General features: G+C 41.6%; 14 protein-coding genes and 2 pseudogenes. 9 read left to right on the forward strand and 7 right to left on the reverse strand.

The window, feature by feature from the left end:
• Window positions 1–440: 440 nt before the first annotated feature.
• Window positions 441–1,247 carry an HAD-IIB family hydrolase gene (locus tag H6G96_RS00270; protein ID WP_190909391.1) on the reverse strand — a complete coding sequence of 269 codons (807 nt, stop codon included), beginning with the start codon at window positions 1,245–1,247 and terminating at the stop codon, window positions 441–443.
• Window positions 1,248–1,334: 87 nt separating this feature from the next.
• Here H6G96_RS00270 and H6G96_RS00275 point away from each other — a divergent pair.
• The 3 genes and pseudogenes from H6G96_RS00275 to bioF all read left to right on the forward strand — a co-directional run.
• A pseudogene (locus tag H6G96_RS00275) lies at window positions 1,335–1,647 on the forward strand (HAD-IIB family hydrolase); the annotation flags it as partial.
• On the forward strand, window positions 1,647–2,279 hold the full coding sequence (ruvA, locus tag H6G96_RS00280; RefSeq protein ID WP_109007998.1) for a Holliday junction branch migration protein RuvA: 633 nt from the start codon (window positions 1,647–1,649) through the stop codon (window positions 2,277–2,279). The pseudogene H6G96_RS00275 and the gene ruvA, both read left to right, overlap by 1 nt.
• Window positions 2,280–2,339: 60 nt before the next feature.
• On the forward strand, window positions 2,340–3,500 hold the full coding sequence (bioF, locus tag H6G96_RS00285; protein WP_190909392.1) for an 8-amino-7-oxononanoate synthase: 1,161 nt from the start codon (window positions 2,340–2,342) through the stop codon (window positions 3,498–3,500).
• A gap of 98 nt (window positions 3,501–3,598) precedes the next feature.
• Here bioF and H6G96_RS00290 read toward each other — a convergent pair whose 3' ends face one another.
• A complete protein-coding gene (locus H6G96_RS00290) occupies window positions 3,599–4,078 on the reverse strand; it encodes a response regulator (RefSeq protein WP_190909393.1) in 480 nt (159 codons plus the stop codon).
• 8 nt (window positions 4,079–4,086) lie between these two features.
• Window positions 4,087–9,756, reverse strand: a complete 5,670-nt coding sequence (locus H6G96_RS00295; protein ID WP_190909394.1) for an AAA family ATPase — start codon at window positions 9,754–9,756, stop codon at window positions 4,087–4,089.
• Between the two features lie 276 nt (window positions 9,757–10,032).
• On the opposite strand from H6G96_RS00295, the gene H6G96_RS00300 reads away from it, so the two are divergent.
• Window positions 10,033–12,189 (forward strand): EAL domain-containing protein, encoded by a 2,157-nt coding sequence (locus H6G96_RS00300; protein WP_190909395.1) that lies wholly within the window; start codon window positions 10,033–10,035, stop codon window positions 12,187–12,189.
• Between the two features lie 292 nt (window positions 12,190–12,481).
• Complete coding sequence (locus H6G96_RS00305; RefSeq protein WP_190909396.1) at window positions 12,482–16,741, forward strand: PAS domain S-box protein; 4,260 nt, start codon at window positions 12,482–12,484, stop codon at window positions 16,739–16,741.
• Between the two features lie 86 nt (window positions 16,742–16,827).
• On the opposite strand, the gene H6G96_RS00310 is transcribed toward H6G96_RS00305, so the two are convergent.
• A complete protein-coding gene (locus tag H6G96_RS00310) occupies window positions 16,828–17,436 on the reverse strand; it encodes a hypothetical protein (protein ID WP_190909397.1) in 609 nt (202 codons plus the stop codon).
• 177 nt (window positions 17,437–17,613) lie between these two features.
• On the reverse strand, window positions 17,614–18,201 hold the full coding sequence (locus H6G96_RS00315) for a thylakoid membrane photosystem I accumulation factor (RefSeq protein ID WP_190909398.1): 588 nt from the start codon (window positions 18,199–18,201) through the stop codon (window positions 17,614–17,616).
• 335 nt (window positions 18,202–18,536) lie between these two features.
• Here H6G96_RS00315 and H6G96_RS00320 point away from each other — a divergent pair, with 335 nt between their 5' ends.
• Entirely contained in the window at window positions 18,537–19,874 is a 1,338-nt protein-coding gene (locus tag H6G96_RS00320) for a MurT ligase domain-containing protein (RefSeq protein WP_190909399.1), read from the forward strand.
• A 105-nt stretch (window positions 19,875–19,979) separates the two neighbouring features.
• Window positions 19,980–20,798 (forward strand): type 1 glutamine amidotransferase, encoded by an 819-nt coding sequence (locus H6G96_RS00325; protein ID WP_190909929.1) that lies wholly within the window; start codon window positions 19,980–19,982, stop codon window positions 20,796–20,798.
• Window positions 20,799–20,896: 98 nt separating this feature from the next.
• On the opposite strand, the gene H6G96_RS00330 is transcribed toward H6G96_RS00325, so the two are convergent.
• Window positions 20,897–21,322: a type II toxin-antitoxin system VapC family toxin gene (locus H6G96_RS00330; protein ID WP_190909400.1), complete on the reverse strand. Its 426-nt coding sequence runs from the start codon at window positions 21,320–21,322 to the stop codon at window positions 20,897–20,899.
• Complete coding sequence (locus H6G96_RS00335) at window positions 21,322–21,612, reverse strand: hypothetical protein (protein WP_190909401.1); 291 nt, start codon at window positions 21,610–21,612, stop codon at window positions 21,322–21,324. The genes H6G96_RS00330 and H6G96_RS00335 overlap by 1 nt, the downstream gene beginning before the upstream one ends.
• A gap of 102 nt (window positions 21,613–21,714) precedes the next feature.
• Between H6G96_RS00335 and H6G96_RS00340 the strand changes: the two are divergent.
• Together H6G96_RS00340 and H6G96_RS00345 are read left to right on the forward strand one after the other, a co-directional pair.
• Window positions 21,715–22,257: pseudogene (locus H6G96_RS00340) on the forward strand (Uma2 family endonuclease); the annotation flags it as partial.
• Between the two features lie 232 nt (window positions 22,258–22,489).
• On the forward strand, window positions 22,490–22,966 hold the full coding sequence (locus tag H6G96_RS00345) for a hypothetical protein (protein ID WP_190909402.1): 477 nt from the start codon (window positions 22,490–22,492) through the stop codon (window positions 22,964–22,966).
• Window positions 22,967–23,013: the final 47 nt, after the last annotated feature.

Raw genomic sequence — 23,013 nt, forward strand, 5'->3', positions numbered from 1 at the left:
GGTATCTGAAACACCTCTCTTCCTTTAAGGCTACGGTGTACACACAAGTTTGAAGTTGTTCAAAAATCTGGGTTTTACCCCACCCTAATACCAATTCGCAATTCGCAATGACGCTCGCGGACTCGCTACCGCTACGCTAACGCAATTAAAAAACTTAGATGCAGCAAAGCTTCTAGGGGTTACATCTGTATCAGATTTTTCGTGAAATGGTATAACCACTGCTTGAATTCAATAAACGACTACCCGAATTCAATAAACGACTACCCGAATTCAATAAACGACTACCCGAATTCAATAAACGACTACTCAAATTCAATATATTTATTGCATAAATTCTCAAAACCTCACCTGAAACCTGATTTACTAAGGTTTTAGCTTTAGTAGCACAGCAATCACTCGCTGCCCATAAGTTCAGGTTCGCGCTGCGGTGCCCATTATCCTTACAAAAATCCGAAATACTCTAAACCTTCTTCAATTCCAGTGGCAAAATTAGCTTTTGCTAAGTAACGATTCTCATTTGGGTGAGTTTTGTGCCACTCTAGTAATTCCTGTTTTGCATTACCGACAATAATACCTTTTTCTTTCCTGTCTGCAAACAGGGAAATATCATTACCAGAGTCGCCACAAGCAACAGTTTGTGCTACATCTATTTCTAGATTTTCGCGTACAAAGGTCATTGCCATACCTTTATTAGCCTTACGTGGCAAAATATCTAGTACTGGAATCTCTAAATCTTTACCCTGTTCGTAGACACCACTAAGGCTGTTGATATGAGCAGAGCTACCAAGGCTATAGATAACTTGAATATCTAATCCTTGCTCTAGCAAACGAGACTCTAGTTCTGACAAAAAATCTCCAGAGGTTTTTTCCTCAAGGAAATAGCTAACTTTAAAAGGTCTTTGCTCACTTTCTGGCTGGAGCTTTAATTTAGGAAAAACCTCAGATATCTGTACAACTAAGCCTTTATCCCAACCTTCAGAGAGTTTATCTGACCACTTAGAATCTGGAGTGTTACTGCCACCATAGTAAATTTCTGTACCTACAGCACATATAAGTACATCTGGCTCTAAAAGTGTTTTTTCATCTGTAAGCTTTTGGTAAAGATAAAGCGATCGTCCTGTTGAATAAACAATTTTTGTGTGGTGAGTCTGACGATGTACTTTTAATCGTTCATTTAGTTTTGCCATCGCCTGGTCGTCACCTACCAGGGTATAGTCCAGGTCTGTGATGAAAAGAAACTGTTTCACACTATTTAGGACTCCCATTTGTTTGTTTAAAACATACTCATCTAATCAGCACGAAATATTTTACCACTATAAGGGCAGAAATATAAATTAAATATAAAGTTAATCTATAGTAGTCGGTATTGACCTTGACATTGTACCCCATAGCAGCGATAAAGGTCAGGCAATGCAGTTTTTGCGCCAAAAGTGGAAATTTGCAGCAGAACAAACAGTTGTCTGTGGTGATTCAGGTAATGATATTGCTTTATTTGCTGTAGGCAACGAACGGGGAATCATTGTGGGGAATGGCTGAAAAGAGTTACTCCTATGGCACGATGAGTATCCGGCTAACCACTGCTACCTGGCAAAAGGTTTTTGTGCAGGTGGAATTATTGAACGATTAAATTATTTTGGTTTTTTGTAATGATTAGTTATCTAAAAGGTATAGTCGCTGGTATCCAAACAATTGGCGCTAATCGCGTGATTCTGACTCTGGAAGTAAATGGCTTGGGGTATGATTTGCAAGTTCCCCAACGGCTAGCAAACCAGTTACCAGAGTCGGGTGGAGTGGCGCAAATTTTTACCCATCTCCAAATTCGTGAAGAAGTGCCCTTTCTATATGGCTTTGCTTCGCCAGCCGAACGCGATTTATTTCGCCACTTGCTGACTGTCACAGGTATTGGTGCAGCCTTAGCGATCGCACTCCTGGATACTTTGGAACTACCAGATTTAGTCCAGGCAATTATCGCTGGCAATACACAAATCTTAATTCAGGCTCCAGGTGTCGGCAAAAAAATCGCAGAACGCATCTGTTTGGAACTGAAAAGCAAATTAGTCGAGTGGCGCAAATCAGCCGGCTTCTTCGTCGCCACAGGTGGGCCTGCACCAGGAATTCTCGAAGAGGTGCAAATGACCCTCTTCGCCTTGGGATATACTGCCCATGAGGTCAGTCATGCCCTGCATGTAGTAAGTGAAGATATTGGACTACCCAAAGATGCCTACGTCGAAGATTGGATTAAACAAGCGATCGCTCATCTCAGCAGCGAACAAGTTTAATTGTCATTAGTCATTTGTCATTGGTCATTTGTTATTCTCCCCCCATCCCCTCATCCCCATATGCCCACCGATCCTTATGCCTGGCTAGAACAGTCTTTAGCAACAATTCATCGGGCAGACTGGTATCGTTCGGTACAACCAATCAACGGTCGTCCTGGTGCAACGGTGGTTTTAGCTGGGCAAGAGGTAATTAATTTTGCCAGTAATGACTATTTGGGATTGGCTGGGGATGAGCGGTTGATATCAGTCGCAACTGCCGCGATCGCAGAATTTGGCACTGGTAGTACTGGTTCTAGATTACTCAGTGGACATCGGGAATTACACAGGGAGTTAGAGGAGGCGATCGCATCTACCAAACAAACTGAAGATGCTTTGGTATTTAGTTCAGGGTATCTAGCTAATTTGGGTGCAATTACCGCCCTTGTGGGCAAGCGTGATTTAATTTTATCTGACCAGTACAATCATTCCAGCCTGAAAAATGGAGCGATTCTCAGTGGTGCAGCAGTTGTGGAATACCCGCACTGTGATATGGCAGTACTAAAAACTCTGTTGAAGCAGCGACAAAATTACCGACGCTGTTTGATTCTTACTGATACTGTCTTCAGCATGGACGGCGATTTATGTCCATTGCCCGCACTGTTGGATCTGGCTGATGAATTTAGCTGTATGCTGCTAGTCGATGAAGCTCATGCCACCGGGGTACTAGGAAAAAGCGGTGCTGGATGTGTTGAGCATTTTGGGTGTACAGGAAAGCAATTAATTCAAATTGGTACTTTGAGTAAAGCTTTGGGTAGTTTAGGCGGGTATGTAGCGGGAAGTAGCGCCCTAATTGACTTTTTGCGGAACCGCGCACCCAGTTGGATTTATACCACTGGGCTTTCACCTGCTGATACGGCGGCGGCCTTAGCAGCAATCAAGATAGTGCAACAAGAACCGCAACACCGTACCCAATTGTGGAGAAATATACATTACTTAAAAACTTTGTTGCAACAGTTACCTAATTTAAAATTGCTGCCTTCTGAATCACCTATATTATGTTTTCAATTGCCTAATGCCACAGATGCTCTCAAAGCTGGAAAACAGCTAAGAGATGCTGGCATTTTTGCCCCAGCAATTCGTCCCCCCACAGTGCCTACCAGTCGAATCAGAATATCTGTAATGGCAACTCATGAAATAACACATATTGAAAAATTGGTAGCAGTGTTAAAGGATATTATCTGAATAAGATAGGGGATTGGGGACTCTTCATCTACACTCAGAACTCCGTTCATCCGCCTCAGAATCTAAAATTTCCCCATGCCCCATGCCTCACATTGGTGTCATAAAACTGGCAATTGGTTAAACAAAATCCAATAAAAACCAAGCTGTTGGACTGCTTGGTTGAATTGTTCAAAATCGACAGGTTTGACAATGTAGCTATTCACCCCAAGTTGGTAACTCTCGATTATATCCTGGTCTTCAGCAGAAGAGGTCAGCACCACAACTGGAATCCTTTGTGTTCGTGGATCAGCCTTGAGTTGCCGTAAAACTTCTAATCCACTTATCCTTGGCAGTTTTAAATCCAACAAAATGACTTTGGGTTGATTCGTCATGCTACGGTGGGCGTAGTTTCCACGACAAAAAAGAAAATCTAAGGCTTCGGCTCCATCTTCAAGTAGTTGAATCTGATTGCCAATTCTATTGCGACGCAGTGCTCGGATAGTTAGCTCGGCATCGGTGGGATTATCTTCAACTAATACAATTGAAATTGGTTGTTCTGAAGATGGGTCAGTGGGCTGATCTATGGGTTGGTCACTCATGGGTTAATTTACCCTTGAAGGGTGAAATAAAAGGTCGCGCCTTGATCGATCGCTGCTTCGGCCCAGATACGCCCACCGTGGCGTTGAATAATGCGTTGCACGATCGCTAGTCCGATCCCCGTACCTGCAAACTCTTGTTCGCGGTGCAGACGTTGAAATACCCCAAAGAGATTATCGGCATACCGCATATCAAATCCTGCCCCATTATCTCTGATGAAGTAAACTCCTTCACCATCCATCATCTCATAGCCCACTTCAATGCAGGCAGGAGATTTGTAACGAGTATATTTAATGGCATTTGATAACAGGTTTATCCAGACTTGTTTGAGCAAGGAAAGGTCAGCTTGACAAATGGGTAAGTCAGCGATCGCAAACTCAATCTGACGACCCTTCATATCTAGAGCTAAATCACTCAGCACCTTTTGAATCATTTCATTTAACAAAATGGGCTGCCGAGATATTTCTTTACGATCTAGACGGGATAGGTTCAACAGATCATCGATCAACTCACCCATGCGTTTGGCATTCTCCCGCACAATTTTTAGATAACGATTGCCTTCAGAGTCAAGTTGCTCACCATAGTCTTCTTGGAGCATTCTCGAAAAACCAACGATCGCCCGCAGTGGTGCCCGTAGATCATGGGAAATAGAGTAAGAAAATGCCTCCAACGCTTTATTCGCAGCCTGCAATTGGGCAGTCCGTTGGATTACCCGTTCTTCCAATTCGGCATTAAGTTGGCGAACTTCTGCCTCTATCGTTTTGAGGGTGCTGATATCGCGGATGATTGTAGAAATATATTCTAGACTGCCATCTGTTGCTTTATGAGCAACAATCATTTGAGAAACCGGAATCTCTCTGCCATCAGTTCCTAACAAAGCAGTTTCACCAACCCAAGTGCCATCTCGAATCGCCGCCGGAATGCCCTGGTTTTGAATAATTTCTAGTGCCCACTGGGGATGGTAGTTTGAGATGCTAAAGTTGGAGAGTTCAGCATCTAGAGAAACGCCGATGAGTTTCCGAAACTGAGCATTACTCCAGAAAACATTGCCTTGGGAGTCTGCCATCCCAACATGGTCGGTGGTGGCTTCTAGCATGGCAATTAAGCGATCGCGGTCTTTTTCTGCCCTTTGGCGTTCGGCAATTTCAGCCCGTAAGGATTGATTCAGTTCTGCCTCTTGCTTCAATAGACGAGCATTATCAATGGAAATAGCCGCCTGAGTAGAAAGTAAATGGAGAATTTCAATTCGCTCTGGGGTAAATGCCCTAGTGGTTAGATTATTTTCTAAAAGTACAATTCCCGCCAGTTTTCCCTGGTTCAATAGAGGCGCACAAAGAATCGATTTCGATTGGCGTTGCACAATCCAGGGTTCAGATTGAAAGTTGCCTTCTTGAATCGCATTGTTGAGGACGATGCTTTCTTGGGTGCGAACTACATAATTGATTAGGGCAGATGGCAAGTAAGGAGTGCTGTCTGCTGATATCGATTCCAAAGGAATTGATTGCAAAACAGCTATTTTCTCATCGCCAATCGACCCCATGGCCTCAATCTGCCATTTTTCTTGTGTTGGCAAAATCAGATAACCAGTTTGCGCCCCGGCATTTTCAATCAAAATCATCATTAGTTTTGCCAGGAGTTTATCTAACAAAATTTCACTGGCGATTGCCTGAGAGGCTTTCAATACTGTTTCTAAATCAAGTACTTCTAACTTGCTAGAAGCCGATTCTGTAGTGTGAAGTTTATGTGTTTTGCTTATTTGCGATCGCGGTTCTAGCAGTTGGGGATAGCGTCTTTCCAAATCCTGAACTTTAGCGGTTGCTCCCCAGCGCAGATAGCCGTACCTCGCCTCTTGTATATAGGCTTTGGCAATTGTTATCCGGTTGTTTGCCAAATGAAACTTTGCTGCTAGTTCGTTGGCCAGGCTTTCTTCTTGGAGGTATTGGTTTTCTCTGGCCAGGGCGATCGCGTGATCGTACGCATCCATTGCTTCCATCACTTCACCCAATACCCGATGCCGTTCTGCTTCTACCAAATGCCACTTGTGCAGATAGTTCATCGGGGCATGGTGCGCCCAAAGTTGCATCTTCTCTTGACTGTTCGCTACCCGTTCGAGGATAGCCGCCTGCTCTTCCTGATTCACTTGCGGATAGACCATCAGTCGCGCCAGGGAATCATAAAAATAGAAGATGGGGAAAACAGCATTCGATCTGCCTCCACTGGGATAATTTTCTGCCTGATTGGCGTTGTCAACGGCTTCAGGGAAATTCTCAAAGTAATAGCAAAGAAACAGTTTATTGAAGTAAAGATAGAACAGTCCTTTATGATGATTAGCTTGTTGCAGCAAAGGTAATTCTTTCGATTCATCATAAGCCTCACCGATCAAAACGTTGGGAGCAGGAGATGTTGCCATCAAGTTCAAGACTGTTTGTTGATAAACCTTGAGTGCATTGGCGTTAGTAGATTCTTTCAGTTGGGTGAGTACTTGGATGTAGCTTTCCAGCTTCTGTTCCAATTCAGACAGGGGCATATCTGTAAAAAAACAGTGGTCGCAGTGATGCAAAATGCTATATCCAGCAAATTCCAAATCTCCTGTCTCAATGCCGATTTGGTAAGCATCCTGTAATGGTTTAATTGTTTCTTTGAGGTGAACGTTACGAAACCTTACAGAGGTGTTGGCCATGAACAGGGTTTTACAACGGATCAGTAAGTTGCTGGATTGATTTAGTAGCTTGAGAGCCAACTGCACAAACTCATAGCCCCTTTCAATTTCCAGCAGCACACTGCCCAAAATGTTACTGTATGCGGCGAAGGCGAAGGCAGAAAGGTCATGATTACCGTATTTAATTGATAAATTCACCATCTCCAGAATAATCAGTGGAAATAGCGTCGGGGCTGCTTGGTAGGCTGGGGCCATTAAATTTGCCAATAACCGGATGCTGAGGGAAGCGATCGCATCAGTCATAGGCGGCAGATAAAGCAAATCTTCAACCCGCTTTCCCTGTAAATTATGGGCAGTGTTTGAGAATGATTGCTCGATCTCTTCTGAAGTAGGTGCGACTGGCAAATTTACGCCTAATTCTGCTAGAGATTGAAGACCAATCTCTAGTGCTTCCAGAAATTGCATCTGTCCGGCATAGGCTTGAATTTTCACTTCATAGACTTTGATTTTAGCTTCTAGGGTTCTGACATTTTCTAGCACTCGGCTTACTAGTTGCTCCATTTGCTCTAGCCTGCCATTAAGATAAGCGGTTTCTGCTGCTAGACTATATAGCGTTAGAGTCAAATCATACTGAGTCTGCCAGCAATTATCTGCCAACAGGTCTAAACCTGTTTGGAAGTATCTTAAAGCAGAGTTGTATGCTGTAGAAGCTTTCGCTTTTTCTCCTGCGATCAAATTTAGTTGAGCCAGTTCATCCCGATCTGACTGGGTTTGAATTAGTTCTCTACCCAAATTGAGTTGATTGGTGATGTCAAAGATATTTTGCTCTCGTTGTTGAGCAGAACTTTGCTGGAGTAGTTGTTTGCCAATTTGCAGATGAAAATTTCTCTGTTCTGATTCGGGGATTAAAGAATAAGCTGCTTGCTGAATGCGATCGTGAACAAATTTATATTCAATGACAGGGCAATCGCTAGGGAGTGGTACATCCAACTCAACCGATTTATGGGTATTGCTCAGAGGCAGAATTAATCCTTGAGCGATCGCCACTTTTAAAGTTTGTGCGGTTTCTCGCTGAGATAGTTCCCTAGCATTTGCTAGGGTTTGCAGATCAAAAGAGTTGCCAATGCAAGCGGCTAGCTGCAAGACTTCCTGGGCCCTTTTATTGAGCTTTTGAATCTTAAGAGCCATCAAATCGACAATATTATCTGTGATTCCCTGCTCCTGAATTTGCTCTATCGACCATTGCCATTTTTTGGTTTGGTGATTAAATTCCAGTAGCCCTTCAGTGTAAAGAGATTTCAAAAATTCATTCATGAAAAAGGGATTACCACCAGTTTTTCGTTGTACCAGTTCAGCTAAAGACAGGGAATCCTCTGATTGACAGTGCAATGTATCGGCAATGAACTGATTAATATCAGGTAGGCTCAATGGTAAAAGAGAAAGTTGGTTTACCACTCCTCCACCGTGGCGAATTTCCTCTACCATTTGCATGAGGGGATGGGCTGCATTAACCTCATTATCCCGGTATGCCCCCATTAACAACAAAGATTGCCTCTTGGTAGCAGTAGCTAGTAATTGGATCAACTTCAACGAGGCATTATCTACCCATTGAAGATCGTCCAAAAAGATTACCAGTGGATGTTCTGACTGGGTAAAAACGCTAATAAAATTTTGGAAAACTTGGTGAAAGCGATTTTGGGCTTCCGGTGGTGGTAATACAGGTACTTCTGGTTGATTGCCTACAATCAATTCTAATGCTGGAATTACCTGGGTAATAACTCGACTATTTGAGCCAAGGGCAGCTAAAAGGTTCTTTCGCCACTGACACAGTTGCGCTTCATCTTCAGTCAGTAATTGTTTGATTAGTGACTCTAAGGCTTGTGCGATCGCAAAGTAAGGGATATTTCGCTGATACTGATCAAATTTACCTGAAACAAAGTAACCTCGTTGTTGTGTAATCGGCTTATAAATTTCCTGCACCAAAACTGACTTGCCAATACCGGAGTATCCTGCTATCAACATCAGCTCTACTTGAGAAGCAGATGCGGGTAAATTAGGGTCATTTTTACCTGCTATTCTTTCAAATACCGTTAATAACATCTCCACCTCCCTTTCTCTGCCATAGAGCTTTTCAGGGATATGAAACTTATCAGAAATATCTTGTTTCCCTAACAAAAAAGGCTCAATTCGTTCCTTGTGTTTTAGTCGATTCAGACACTCTTCTAAATCAGCTTTAATTCCCCAGGCACTTTGATAACGATTTTCTGCTGTTTTTGCTAACAGTTTCAGAACAATTTCAGAAACTACCAGAGGAATTTGTGGATCGATAAAATGGGGTGGAATAGGCTCCATAGCTAAGTGGTGATGAATTAGCTCCAGCGCATCACTAGATTCAAACGGCAATAGATGAGTCAACAGGTGATAAAAGGTGACGCCTAGAGAGTAAAAATCAGTTCGATAGTCCAGAGAACGATTCATTCTGCCTGTTTGCTCTGGAGATATATAAGCTAATGTTCCCTCTAATACTGTTGGATTTTTGAGAGTTAATGTTTCTCGCAATAAGGCAGTTGAAATACCAAAGTCAATAATTTTAAGTTGTTTTGTTTCTAGATTAAAAACAATATTGGATGGATTGATATCCTTATGAACAATATTAGCTGCATGAACTGCACCCAAGGCCTCAGTAATCTGAATGGCTAACTTCAAAAATTCTATTAGTGTAAATTTTTTGGTTGCTATAATTTTTGTTAAAGATTCTCCTCCAAAATCCTCCAAAATGATTACAAATCTATTTTGATATTGCTGCAAACTATAAGCGTGGACAACACCATCCAATGATAAGCTACGCGTAATTTCGTATTCAAGCTTATAGCGCGTAATTTCTTCTGGTGTGGGGTAGTCTTTCTTTAAAACCTTGAAAATTACAGGCAAATTATTCTGTTGATTAATTCCCCGATAAACCCGTGAATTAGCACTTTCATTAACTTTTGTGTAAATTTGATATTCAGGAATTTCCAGCATGGTTAAACTGCCTGCAAATGTTACACACAATGATAAATATTATTTGACAAAACTTTAGATTTTTAAGTTTAAATTTAAAAAAAATAGTTCAAAATTCAAAGTACCAGGAAGGTTTCAGAACAAGTAAATTAAAATATGATAAAAAAACTAAAATTTAAAATACAAAATTATTTACTCAGAACCAGAGCTTTGAAGCATAGAGACAATCTAGAATCGCTTGACTCACCAGCCTAATTATACAAGTTTACTCAATAGTTACCAAGGAGATTGTGGGGTATGAATGAACCTTTGAACGTCCTGATTATTGAAGATTCAGAGGAGGATACCATGTTATTGCTCCATGAATTACGTTGCAGTGGTTTCAATCCAATCTGGGAGCGTGTGCAAACGGACAAAGAGCTACGAATAGCGCTCAACAGCCGGACTTGGGATGTGATAATTTCAGATTACCGACTGCCGGGATTTAACGCTTCTGCGGCTCTGGAAATAGCAAAGCAGAGCCAGAAAGATATCCCTTTCATTCTGGTTTCCGGCACAATAGGCGAAGTACTTGCTGTGGAAATGATGAAAGCGGGTGCGAATGATTATGTCATGAAGGATAACTTAAATCGATTGCCAGAAGCAGTGCGTCGAGAACTTCGAGATGCACAGGTGCGGGCGGAACGCAAACAAGCTCAAAAGCTGCTACGAACATTAGCTTCTAATATACCCGGCATGATTTACACCTTTGTTCAGTATTCTGATGGTTCTACTGCCTTTGATTACGTCAGTTTTGGTTGTCTGGATCTTTTAGAGTTAACGCCAGATCAAATTTTAGAAAATGCCTCTCTTTGCTTTGAACAAATTCATCTTGATGATCGTCCAGGATATTATGCAGCAGGCAAGGAGAGCGCTCAAACTTTAAAACCATTCTCTCACGAGTGGCGATTAGTTACACCCTCCGGCAAACTCAAGTGGGTACAGGCAAGCGCTCGTCCAGAATGTCGAGAAAATGAAGAGATTGTCTGGTATGGTGTTTTATTAGATGTCAGCGAACGACAAGCTGCGCTGCGCGATCGCAAACAAGCACAAGAGTTAATTATCCACAATGCTTTACACGATCCTTTGACGGATTTACCAAATCGCACACTTTTGGTAGAACGGCTAGAACTATCTATTAACCGAGCTAAACGACTAGAAACCTATCGTTACGCCGTCTTGTTTCTAGACTTAGACAGATTTAAACTGATCAATGACAGTTTAGGACACCTAGCTGGAGATGAACTGTTAAGGAACACTGCTCACAAGCTAAAAACTCATTTGCGGGACGTTGATTTAGTCGCTCGAATCGGTGGCGACGAATTCGTAATTTTGCTGGAAGACATTCCTGATATTAAAAAAGCTATTCAAGTTACTGAGCGCATCCTTGCAGATTTTCAGACACCGTTGATACTTAATGATGCCGAGATAGTTATCAGTATAAGCATCGGAATCGTTTTAGGAACAAACAGCTATTCTCAAGCCTCCGATTTACTCCGAGATGCCGATATTGCTATGTATCGAGCCAAAGCTCAAAAGGCAAATTCGTACAAAATTTTTGATGTCAGAATGCACACTCAAGCCGTAAACAGGCTAACTCTAGAAACCGATATTCGCAAAGCTATCGAACGAGAAGAGTTTATTATATATTATCAGCCAATTGTTGACATCCTTGACTATGCTTACGGCAAACAAAGCGCAGGTCGGCTGATTGGATTTGAAGCATTGCTACGCTGGCAACACCCGACTCGTGGGTTAGTTTTACCGGATGAATTTGTCTCTATCGCGGAAGAAACTGGGCTAATTGTGCAGATTGATCGTTGGATGCTCTACAAAGCTTGTCAACAACTAGCAAACTGGAAAACAAAGTTTGCTACTCGCTTTCCGATCAAGATTAGCATTAACCTTTCTGCTCAAGATATTCGCCAAGGTAGCTTAATTGAAGACATCGATCAAATACTAGCTCAAACAAATTTAGAAGGCGACTGCATAACCCTAGAAATTACTGAAAGTATGCTAATTGAGAATATTAGTAATACAATTGATTTATTAAGCCAATTAAAATCTAAAAAAATTCAGATTAGTATTGATGACTTTGGTACTGGTTATTCATCGCTCAATTATCTCCATCTTTTACCTGCTGATAATTTGAAGATTGATCGCTCTTTTGTGAGTCAGATGCAACAAGGAAACCGCAATTATCAGGTGGTTAATACTATCATTGCTTTAAGCAATCAACTTGGATTAGCCGTTGTTGCAGAAGGTATAGAAACGCCTCAACAACTTCAATGGTTACAGCAACTTGGATGCGAATTGGGCCAAGGCTACCTATTTTCTAAACCCCTAAGCCACCAGGCAGCAGAAGCACTTCTGACAAGTAAAACTTTGTATTTATGCTCTGATTATTGCAGCTAAATAATAAACACATAGCATATTAGTAGTTTTTATGCCATAAGTTTTTTGACCAACTTGGGTTACTGCATTTCTGGCAATTGAGTATTTATGATCAGCAAATCAATGTTATAGATATAAAATATTCATGATAAATTATAGCTTTGTTTACTATATAAATTAATAATTAGCCTCTAGCAAAAGAGGCTTTTAAAAATAAAATAAATCTATCTAGAGATAAATTACCAAAATTTGCAAACTAGCTTAGGGTATGTACAGCCTCTGCAATAAGTATTGGTTGTTCTCAGACATTTTCATGCCCCATATTCATTATTCCCAGTTACTGCATTATGGCAATGTTGTATTAATTGTCGCACTTACATTAGTGCTAATGCTGATGCTAGACCCCTGGTTAAGCATGAGTAGAACTCCTTTTTTGCTGTTCTTTAGCGCTGTAATGGTGAGTGGTTGGTATGGTGGTTTGAAGTCAGGGCTGTTAGCAACTTTCTTGTCTGCGTTACTGAGCAATTATTTTTTTCTCCCCCCAGCTTATGAGTTGAGTTTTGACCTACCCAATTTTATACGAATTGGGTTGTTTGCATTACAAGGGTTACTCTTTAGTATCTTATGTGAGGCATTAAAGACTGTCAAAAGCCGGGCTGATGGAAATCTACAAAAGCTGAGAGTTAGTGAAGAGCGATTTAGATTAGGGTTAAGTAGTTCAGATATCGTGATCTTTCAGCAGGATCGCAATTTGCGATATCAGTGGATTCATAATCCTCAAGGTTTAAATACTGCTGAGGAAATGTTAGGTAAGTCTGATGATGACTTATTTCCGGCTTTAGTAGCAGAGCAATTGAGAGCAATTAAGCTAAAGGTAATAGAAACTGGTGTTTCAACCCGTGAAGAGGTTTATCTAACAATTTGTGGAGAAAACCGCTATTATGATTTGCTGGTTGAACCGCTAAGGAATGTAGACAATAGCATTCAGGGTATTACCTGTGCAGGTGTAAATATTACAGAGCGCAAGCAGGCTGAAGAAAGACTTCGCTATATCGCCCAAATTAGTAGTCTTCTTTCCACTTCGCTAGATTACGAAGAAACCTTAGAACAAATCGCTAAAATCTCAGTTCCCCAGCTAGCTGATTGGTGTAGCGTTGATATTTTAAATGAAGATAATTCCATTCGCCGCTTACCCATTGCCTATGCAGACCCATCCAAAGCAGAGTTGGCGCGTAAACTTCAGCAGTATGCGCCAGATTATAAAGGTGCAAGTGCAATTACTAGAGTACTGCAAACCGGGCAAAGCGAATTAATCTCAGAGGTATCTGACTCGCTATTAGTGGCAAGTACTCAGAATCAGGAACACTTAGAACTTGTTCGGCAATTGGGGATAAAGTCTGTAATGATTGTGCCGTTAATCGCACAAGGGCGAGTCCTCGGCACTATTAGCTTTGTCACCGCAGAATCAGACCGTCGCTACGATCGCACTGACCTAACTTTAGCAACAGATATTAGCCATCGTGCTGCCTTAGCAGTGGAAAATGCCCGACTTTATCGAGATATCCACCAAACTTTAGTTCATTATGCCGAATCTCTATCTCTTCTAGATGCCCTCTTAGAAGCTGCTCCCGTTGCCGTATGCTTTTTGGATAGGGAACTGCGATATATCCGAATTAATCAAGTTTTTGCTGACATTAACGGTTTGACCATAGAAGAACATCTAGGGCGCAAATTTGGCGAAGTGTTGCCAGCGATGGCGGTTGAGTTTGAGCTATACTTACAGCGCGTGTTGGATACTGGAGAACCCCTGCTGAATGTAGAAATCAGTGGTAAGACAAGGGAACAACCAGAACGTTACGGTCACTGGCTGGGCAACTATTACCCGGTCAACAACGCAATGGGCGAAACGGTAGGAATTGGGATTATTTTGGCAGATGTAACAATAGCAAAGCAAACAGAAGTTGCCTTGCGAGAAAGCGAAGAAAGATTCCGGGCAATGTTCAACCAGGCAGCTGTGGGCATTACTCTGGTAGCGTTGGATGGACGATTTATTCAGGTTAATCCTGCCCTCTGTGAGATTACAGGATACAGCCATGAAGAGTTAATTCAACTGAACTTTCAGGATATTACCCACCCTGATGACGTAGAAATTGATTGGGAAAATGCACGGCGAGTTTTAACAAAAGAGATTAGTGGTTATTCCCTAGAGAAGCGCTACATCCGCAAAGATGGTTCCATTCTTTGGGTAAACCTAACTTCATCAGTAGTTTGGGATGCTAAAGGACTTCCAAAGTATGCATTAGGCATTGTTGAAGATATTAGCGAACGCAAACGAGTTGAAACCACACAACAGTTTTTAGTCGAAGCTAGCACCTTACTCGCTGCCTCATTAGATTATGAAATCACCTTAGAAAGTGTGGCTAATTTAGCAGTTCCTACCCTAGCTGACTGGTGTATTGTAGATGTTTTCCAGGAAGATTGGTCAAGTAAACAAATTGCGATCGCAATTGCCGATCCCACAAAACTAAATATTTTAGACGAAATCCGACGGCGTTATCGACCCAAAACCAGAGCCAAACAGCTTTTACAGCAGCTAAAACTAGGAATATCTGCCTTTTACTCCGAATTATCTGACTCTAATCTTATACAGATGGCTCAAGATGAGGAACACCTGCAATTACTGCGAAGCCTGGGTATTCGTTCTTTAATGGTGATTCCAGTCCGTTCCCGTGGACAATTATTTGGCGCAATATCTTTTTTCACAGCCGAGTCAGGCCGGCATTACAAACAAACAGACCTGGCCTTAGCAGAGGATATTGCTCGTCGGGCTGCGACAGCCATCGACAACGCCAGACTATATCAAGAAACTCAACAGGCAAAACAGGCAGCTGAAAGGTCAGTCAATCGCACAGTACTTTTACAAAGAATAACTGCTGCCCTTTCGGAAGCACTAACTCCCCAACAGGTGGCTGATGTAGTTGTGAACCAAGGGATTGCCGCCTTGCAAGCTACTGCTGGTTCCGTTGTCTTACTTACTGAGGGAGGTACTACCCTAAAAGTTGTGCAAGCAATTGGCTATCCACAATCACTCATAGATGCTTGGGCAAGTTTTCCGATCATTGCACCTAACCAGATAGCGGAAACAGTCAGAACTAGTGAGCCGATTTTTTTAGAAAATTTAGCAGCCATGATCGCTAAATATCCGAACCTAGCAGATGTTGTGGCTCTCACGGGGAATAATGCCTGGGCTTGCATTCCATTGATCGCAGAAGGCAAAGTAATCGGGGCATTAGGATTAAGCTTTGCCACTGAACAAATATTTAATGAAGAAGACCGGGGATTTATGTTGACACTGGGACAGCAGTGTGCACAAGCGATCGCCCGCGCTCAACTTTACGAAGCTGAAAAGACTGCCAGGGCGCAAGCCGAGACAGCCAACCGGATTAAAGATGAATTTCTCGCTGTCCTTTCCCACGAACTTAGAACCCCCCTAAATCCGATTTTAGGATGGGCAAAGTTACTCAGAACCCGCAAGTTTGACGAAGCCACAAGAATCCGGGCATTGGAAACAATCGAGCGCAATGCCAAGTTACAAACTCAACTGATTGGAGATTTACTTGATGTTTCGCGGATTTTACAAGGTAAAGTCAGGTTAAATCTTTATGCAGTGGATTTGAAAGTAGCGATCGCTGCTGCACTAGAAACGGTGCGTTTAGCAGCAGAAGCCAAATCAATTCAAATCACAACGGTGCTAAGTCCTGATATCGGCAAAGTTCTGGGCGATGGCGATCGCTTGCAACAAGTAATGTGGAATCTCCTCTCCAATGCCGTTAAATTCACACCCACAGAAGGACGAGTAGAAGTGCGTCTAGAGCAAGTTGGGTCAGAAGCCCAAATTCAGGTGATTGATACAGGTAAGGGAATCATGCTGGAATTTTTGCCTTACGTATTTGATTACTTCCGGCAAGCAGATGCCAAGACAACCAGAATATTTGGTGGGTTGGGATTAGGACTAGCAATTGTGCGTCATCTAGTAGAACTTCACGGTGGTACAGTTCAGGCAGAGAGTTTGGGAGAAGGACAAGGTGCTACTTTTACAGTCAGACTACCTTTGCTCAAAAATTCTGAGTTACGAGTTGAGAGTGTTGAGGCTTCTCAACCAGAACTCAGCACTGAAGACACATTACTTTCTGGAGTGCAAATCTTGCTTGTGGACGATCAAGCTGATGTGCGAGAGTTTTTTAGCTTTGCGCTAGAACAATATGGCGCAACTGTAACAGTAGCTGAATCAGCAAGTGAAGCGCTGGAAATACTAGTCCAATCAAAGCCAGATATCCTGTTAAGCGATATTGGAATGCCCTTAATGGATGGCTATATGCTGCTGCGCGAGGTAAGAAAATTACCACCAGATCAAAACGGGCAAATTCCGGCGATCGCACTGACTGCTTATGCTGGAGAAATCAACTACAACCAAGCAATGGCAGCAGGATTTCAAAAACACCTACCTAAACCTGTCGATCCAGCAGATTTAGCTTCAGCGATCGTTAATCTCATCGGGCAGAATCAATCTTGAGAGGATGTTTATATCCCCTGAATATAGAGACAGAAAGGAAAGCTTGGTAATTACGAATTACGAATTACGAATTACGAATTATTCGCTCAACCAATGGGGCGATTACCAGGATTGACTGCATGAATATATTCACTACCCGATTGCGGTCTTCCTCGTTTATAAGAAGCTTCTTCTGGTTTACCCCATCCTAGCTGCAAAATCATTTCCAAAAAACTAGAATTTTCCCATTTGCACAAACCTGCCCATTCTGTTCTTTGAACAATTCTTTCTACATCAGATGTGACAATTCGTTGGTATTGTTTACTATTATTGAAACTCAAGTATAAATCCATTCCCATAGAGACTTCATACCAAAATTCTACGATAGAATTTTTAGCAGCTTTTAATATCTCTAAGTCACTTTTGAGGGCTATTAACTCGCTATCTACTTCGGGATAATTCAGGTTTTTACCTTTGACTGTTACCTCCCGCCAGATAATACCTGAGACTTGATTTTCCCTCTGATAATTATGAATTGCAGTTTTGAAATCTTGATAGGCAGTGAACTGTTGCAGCCCATCAGTTATGAGAAACTGGTCAATTACAGGATTGCCAGAGACTGGTATTTCTAATTTGAGGCGTTTCCCCTTAAGGCAGGCTTGGCGTTCATCTGCCAAAATTTTAATTAGCTCCTGGGCAGTGTAAACCTTTGACATCAGAATACGCTCTAGTTAGTCATTGGTCATTAGTCATTAGTCATTAGTCATTAGTCATTTGTTACAGACTACAGACTGTTAAGACAGATATTTAAATATTATGCTTTGCTATCGGCAGAAATATAGTAGCAGATAGCACGAAAAATTAGGGCAGACCAATTTGGTCTAGCCCATAACTTACTTAGCTAACTCACTACTGAACTCATTAAAAGCTCGCCGCTTTAGCTGTGCTGTTTCCGTGCGTGGTGACAAATCAAAGATTTTACGAAATTGATCGTCTATGTCTTCAAAAGGTACTTGACCTTTTTTATTCAAAACTACCTCACCTGATTTATTAAACACCACGACTTGAGGAACACCCCCAGAATAGTAATATCCTGGTTCTGTAGGGTCGTAGGTCTGCTTGAGTGGGATAGCATCTACATTAATCGGCATAATTTCTGCTACCCGACCATAGAATTCCTGTACCCGTGAAATGGAAATGGCATATCTTTTAGAATCGCTGCTGTCATCCAAATAAAAGGCCAAAAATATGGGTTTATGTTCTGCTAAAGCCTGTGCCAGTGTCTGTCTGGGAGGAACCAATGAACCATTGCCAGCATAAACAACAAAAATGTTGCCATCATATAAATCATTATCGAGACCAGCATATGCAGGTTGCATACTTATAATGAAAAGACTTATAACCAACAACAGGCATTTGGACAACCACCTTTGCCAGCCAGTAATTTGTTTATGTAAAAAAAGAAACTTTGTGCTATTCATCAAAAGGAACCTTGCAAGCTACTACTTGTCGTGAGTTTGTGCTGAATTCAGCAAACTGGGCTGGATATCTAATTACACCCGCGCACTATTTTTTAAGATAACGCCTACTGAGATTATCTCTCGTAAGTGGAAAGTTGGGAGTGGGGAGTGGGGAGTGGGGAGTGGGGAAGCAGGGAAGGTTTTTGAGGAAAGAGGGTTGTTGTTATCACTGGAGGCAGAATCTCTAACTTGATGTCAAGGCTGGCTTTTTCAGTCAGGATTCGCTAAACTCACGCATATTAAATTTGCGATTAAATACTTTCAATTAGCAACTGCCAGAAGACTAGGATACCGATGTGGGAAACAAAATACAATTCATAGATAGGCTGCGATTGGGTTTCGCGGTGTCAGTGGCAAAGAGTGTAACGTTTATAGTGCGATCGCTCCGTCTGGGTGCTGCTAGTGTATTACCAGGCTCGATTGCTCGTCGCATTGAACCCCGACTCTTACAATTATTGAGTCAGCAAGTTAAAAATGGAGTGATTTTAATTGCTGGTACTAACGGCAAAACCACCACAGCGCTGCTTTTATGCACAATACTAGAACGCAAAGGCTATCGCGTTACTCATAATTCTACAGGTGCAAATCTGGAAAATGGCTTGATGACAGCGCTGTTAGAAAGCACCAACTTACTAGGTACGCTAAATGCTGATTACGCCATTTTGGAAGTTGATGAAAATATTGTCCCAAGAGTATTAACGCCACTCCAGCCGCAAATCATTCTCTGTTTAAACTTGTTCCGCGACCAACTCGATAGGTACGGCGAAGTAGATACAATTAGTAAGCGTTGGACAAAAGTTATTTCTACGCTACCAGCAGAAACGATAGTAATTCCCAATGCTGATGACCCAACTTTATCTAACCTTGGTCAGCAGTTACCCCAACGGGTGTTATTCTTCGGCTTGAATGAACCAGAACATTATTTAGAAGCAATTCCTCACGCCGTTGATTCTATTTATTGTCCTCAATGTGGACATTCTCTAGATTATAAGGGTGTTTATTTGTCTCATTTGGGAGATTTTACTTGTCCTCAGTGTGGTTTTAATAAAAGTAAACCGACTCTAGAAAGTAGTGAATGGTCGCAAATTCTAGTTGGTTTGTACAACAAATATAATACTTTAGCTGCTGCTACTGCCGCTATTGAGTTAGGAGTAGATGAAGCAACAATTAGAGATACTATTAATACTTTCCAAGCTGCTTTTGGTCGTGCAGAAGATTTAGTAATTAACGGTAAACGTGTACGGATATTGTTATCAAAAAATCCTGTAGGAACGAATGAAACCATTCGCGTAGTTACTCAAAGCACAGATAAAACCACACTGCTAGTATTAAACGATCGCACACCTGATGGCACTGATGTATCCTGGATTTGGGATGTGGATACCGAGAAATTAGTCGAACGCGGCGGGACTTTAGTAGTGAGTGGCGATCGCGTCTACGATATGGCACTACGTCTACGTTACAGTCAAAAGTCCCATCAGAGTAACTTAAATTTAATTGTAGAAGAAGATTTGCGACAAGCGATCGCAACTGCATTAGAGCATACACCAGAGAATGAAACTCTGCATATTCTGCCCACCTACTCAGCCATGCTAGAAGTGCGAGAAGTTCTAACTGGGCGGAAAATTCTTTAAATTGAGCAGTGGGGAGTAAGGATTTAGATAAATTTTTTCCCATTCCCCAGTTCCCAATACCCAATCAAATTACGAATTACGAATTACGAATTACGAATTATGAATATGAGTTCTCAAAATTTGGAATTAACAATTGGTTGGTTGTACCCGACGCTGATGAGTACCTATGGCGATCGCGGTAATGTAATTACTATAGAACGTCGCGCCGAGTGGCGGGGATACGATGTTAAAGTATTACCCCTAGATCAAAATGCCACAGCCGCAGATATTAAAACTGTAGATGTAATCGTTGGTGGTGGCGCACAAGATCGTCAGCAAGAAATTGTCATGCGTGATTTGCAAGGCGCGAAAGCTGATGCAATGCGCGAAAAAATCGAAAATGGAACACCGGGAGTATTTACTTGTGGTTCCCCACAATTACTGGGACATTATTATGAACCCGGATTAGGACAACGGATTGATGGTTTGGGAATACTCGATTTAGTTTCCGTACATCCTGGTGAAAATACTAAGCGCTGTATTGGAAACTTGGTAATTGAAGTGACAGCTTCACGCCTAGCGCGAGATTTAAAAGAAATGACGGGTAGCACACCATATTTGGTAGGCTTTGAAAATCACGGTGGACGCACCAAGTTGGGGAAAGTGGAAGCATTGGGGCGCGTGGTGTACGGTTTAGGAAATAATGGAGAGGATGGTACAGAAGGAGCATTTTATCAGAATGCGATCGCTACTTATTCCCATGGCCCTTTATTACCGAAAAATCCCTTTGTCGCCGATTGGTTAATTCAAACAGCGTTGCGGCTAAAGTATCAGCAGGAAATTACCTTAAAACCTTTTGACGATAGCCTCGCTGCACAAGCAAGAGAAGCGATGTTTAAGCGCTTGAAAGTGAGTTTACCAAGTGCTGCGGCGGCTAAAGTTTAAATTTTCGTGTTTTTCTCGTTCCCTGACTTTCACAGGGAACGCAATTCCCCGGTTTCCCATGAGAAGGTGTGACAAACGCCCCAAACTCAGCCTTGATTTCATGTTTCCTTGTCAACAACGACTAATCCCACACCGCAACGAGTCGCCGCCTCTGCTAACCGAGTATCAAGAGTTGCTAACCGCAATTGTAACCGCAACGCCAGTTCTAAATAAGCTGCGTCATAAGCTGCTAAACCTTCCTGTCGTGCTAGCTTCAAGGTTGCATCCAAAGCCTTTGCATCCGTAAATAAATCAACCTGAATTAATAGTGACTGTAACAAAGCAATAGCTTGCTCAGATTGTTCCTTAGTCATACGGTTACGTCGTTCAGCCACGACAAGGGTATTAGCAATCTCCAGTGACCAAATTCCTGGTACAAAAGCTTCAGAATCTGGCATTATTGCGAGTATGGCATTAGCATAATCATCATTTTCATCCACCAAACACCAGCTAATTGCTACAGAACAATCCAAAACAAACTGCATTAAAATCTTCGTCCCTCTTCAAGCATTTCGCGGATTGAGGTTTTATCTAAAGCTACTTCTTGCCGCAGTTGTTGCATTTTGGCAATTGCTTCTTGAATCGATTTTTTTGTCGTCGGCTTTCCCCAAGCGTTATATTGCATTACAGTGTCATCGCATGGTGCAAGGTCTGCTTTATCTAACGGCTGCACAACTACCACTACTTCTACAGATGTATCTTTATAATCAGTGGGTGTCTGAATGTGCAATATCCCATCTGTTCCTATATGCGATCGCAATTTTTTTGTTTCCATTTTTACCCCCAGGAAATTATATAATTTTTCGTTTCCTGGATTTGACAAGTAACGCAATTCAGGAGACTCTGTTTTTCATTTTAAATTAACAAAAGGTAAAGTATGATTCAAGCCTTAACCAAACAACTAACCTTTGATGAATTTATCGCCTGGTATCCCGAATCTTCAGACAGGCATTATGAACTACATGATGGGGTAATTGTTGAAATGCCTAAGCCAACAGGGAAGCACTCAGAGATAGCCGGGTTTATCAATGGTTCTTTGTTTATTGAAATCACTCGTTTGTCCATTCCTTGTTTTATCCCTAAAGAATGCGTCATCAAATCACTTAACACTGATTCAGGTTATGAACCAGATGTCATAGTTCTTGATAGACAAGCTGTTAGGGACGAACCTCGTTGGAAAAAAGAATCTATCATTACGCGGGGTAGTTCCGTCAAGTTAGTTGTAGAAGTTGTTTCAACCAACTGGAGTGATGATTATGCTTTAAAGCTAGAAGATTACGAGTCTTTGGGTATTCCTGAATATTGGATTGTAGACTATCTAGGTTGAGGTGGTAGGCGCTTTATTGGCAATCCTAAACAACCAACTATCTCGATTTACCAATTAATTGAAGGTGAGTATCAAGTTAGGCAATTTCGGGGAAGGAGTCTCAGGTCGTCACAAAAGAGATTTGATGACCATAGTTACACATGAACTCGATAAAATTCATGACTTATACAAGCGACTAAAATACGACAAGTTAATCCCCTGTAATTGCGACATATGCAAAGATAACCAAAAGCCACACTTTTATAAACTTGAAAATCTAAGAAATCGCCTTGCTAATTAAAAATATGATATTGAATGTGATATTAGCTTTAAAAAAGCGAATGTTTTGAGCTTAATTGATGATGTGATGGATAGAAGGGAGTTGGGGAAAGCAGAACAGCAGAAGAGTGGTGATTTTCTCCCTAATCCCTCGGTAACAATTGGGGGGAATGTCAGAACAGTTAATGTAATTCAACCATCAAAGCAAGAAAATAATTTTATGACAGAACCATCTAAACAAGAAGAGAATTCTAAACCAGCAGTGCAGGTTACGCTTCCATTTACGTTTAGAAATGGAATGTTCTATTTATTTGTATTTGTAGTTGTATTTTGTTTAATTGCATTCTTTGGTGGTTCCCTACCATTTCATTATCTAGCTTTAGCAATTATTGGTACAGCAATATTTATTGTCTTAATCGGCGTTCTGCAACTTCGTCAAGATGACCGCCTTTCTGAGAAATCTTTTGTAGATTTAACAAAAATAGTACTGGAACAGTTGCCTTTAATTAGCAATATTATTAAGCAGTTTCAAGGCAACAAATAAAAGCCCCGGCGAATGGAATTCGCTACTATACAAACGAATTCCGCCTG

This window comes from Nostoc sp. FACHB-892, assembly GCF_014698795.1.
In the GTDB taxonomy this organism is placed as follows: Bacteria; Cyanobacteriota; Cyanobacteriia; order Cyanobacteriales; family Nostocaceae; genus Nostoc.

What these genes read in the sequence shown, in the direction of transcription:
- H6G96_RS00290 (WP_190909393.1), bottom strand. Translation starts at nt 4,078, where the DNA reads ATGAGTGACCAACCCATAGATCAGCCCACTGACCCATCTTCAGAACAA.
- H6G96_RS00310 (WP_190909397.1), bottom strand. Translation starts at nt 17,436, where the DNA reads ATGTCAAAGGTTTACACTGCCCAGGAGCTAATTAAAATTTTGGCAGAT.
- ruvA (WP_109007998.1), top strand. Translation starts at nt 1,647, where the DNA reads ATGATTAGTTATCTAAAAGGTATAGTCGCTGGTATCCAAACAATTGGC.
- H6G96_RS00305 (WP_190909396.1), top strand. Translation starts at nt 12,482, where the DNA reads ATGCCCCATATTCATTATTCCCAGTTACTGCATTATGGCAATGTTGTA.
- H6G96_RS00330 (WP_190909400.1), bottom strand. Translation starts at nt 21,322, where the DNA reads ATGCAGTTTGTTTTGGATTGTTCTGTAGCAATTAGCTGGTGTTTGGTG.
- H6G96_RS00325 (WP_190909929.1), top strand. Translation starts at nt 19,980, where the DNA reads ATGAGTTCTCAAAATTTGGAATTAACAATTGGTTGGTTGTACCCGACG.
- bioF (WP_190909392.1), top strand. Translation starts at nt 2,340, where the DNA reads ATGCCCACCGATCCTTATGCCTGGCTAGAACAGTCTTTAGCAACAATT.
- H6G96_RS00315 (WP_190909398.1), bottom strand. Translation starts at nt 18,201, where the DNA reads ATGAATAGCACAAAGTTTCTTTTTTTACATAAACAAATTACTGGCTGG.
- H6G96_RS00300 (WP_190909395.1), top strand. Translation starts at nt 10,033, where the DNA reads ATGAATGAACCTTTGAACGTCCTGATTATTGAAGATTCAGAGGAGGAT.
- H6G96_RS00335 (WP_190909401.1), bottom strand. Translation starts at nt 21,612, where the DNA reads ATGGAAACAAAAAAATTGCGATCGCATATAGGAACAGATGGGATATTG.
- H6G96_RS00295 (WP_190909394.1), bottom strand. Translation starts at nt 9,756, where the DNA reads ATGCTGGAAATTCCTGAATATCAAATTTACACAAAAGTTAATGAAAGT.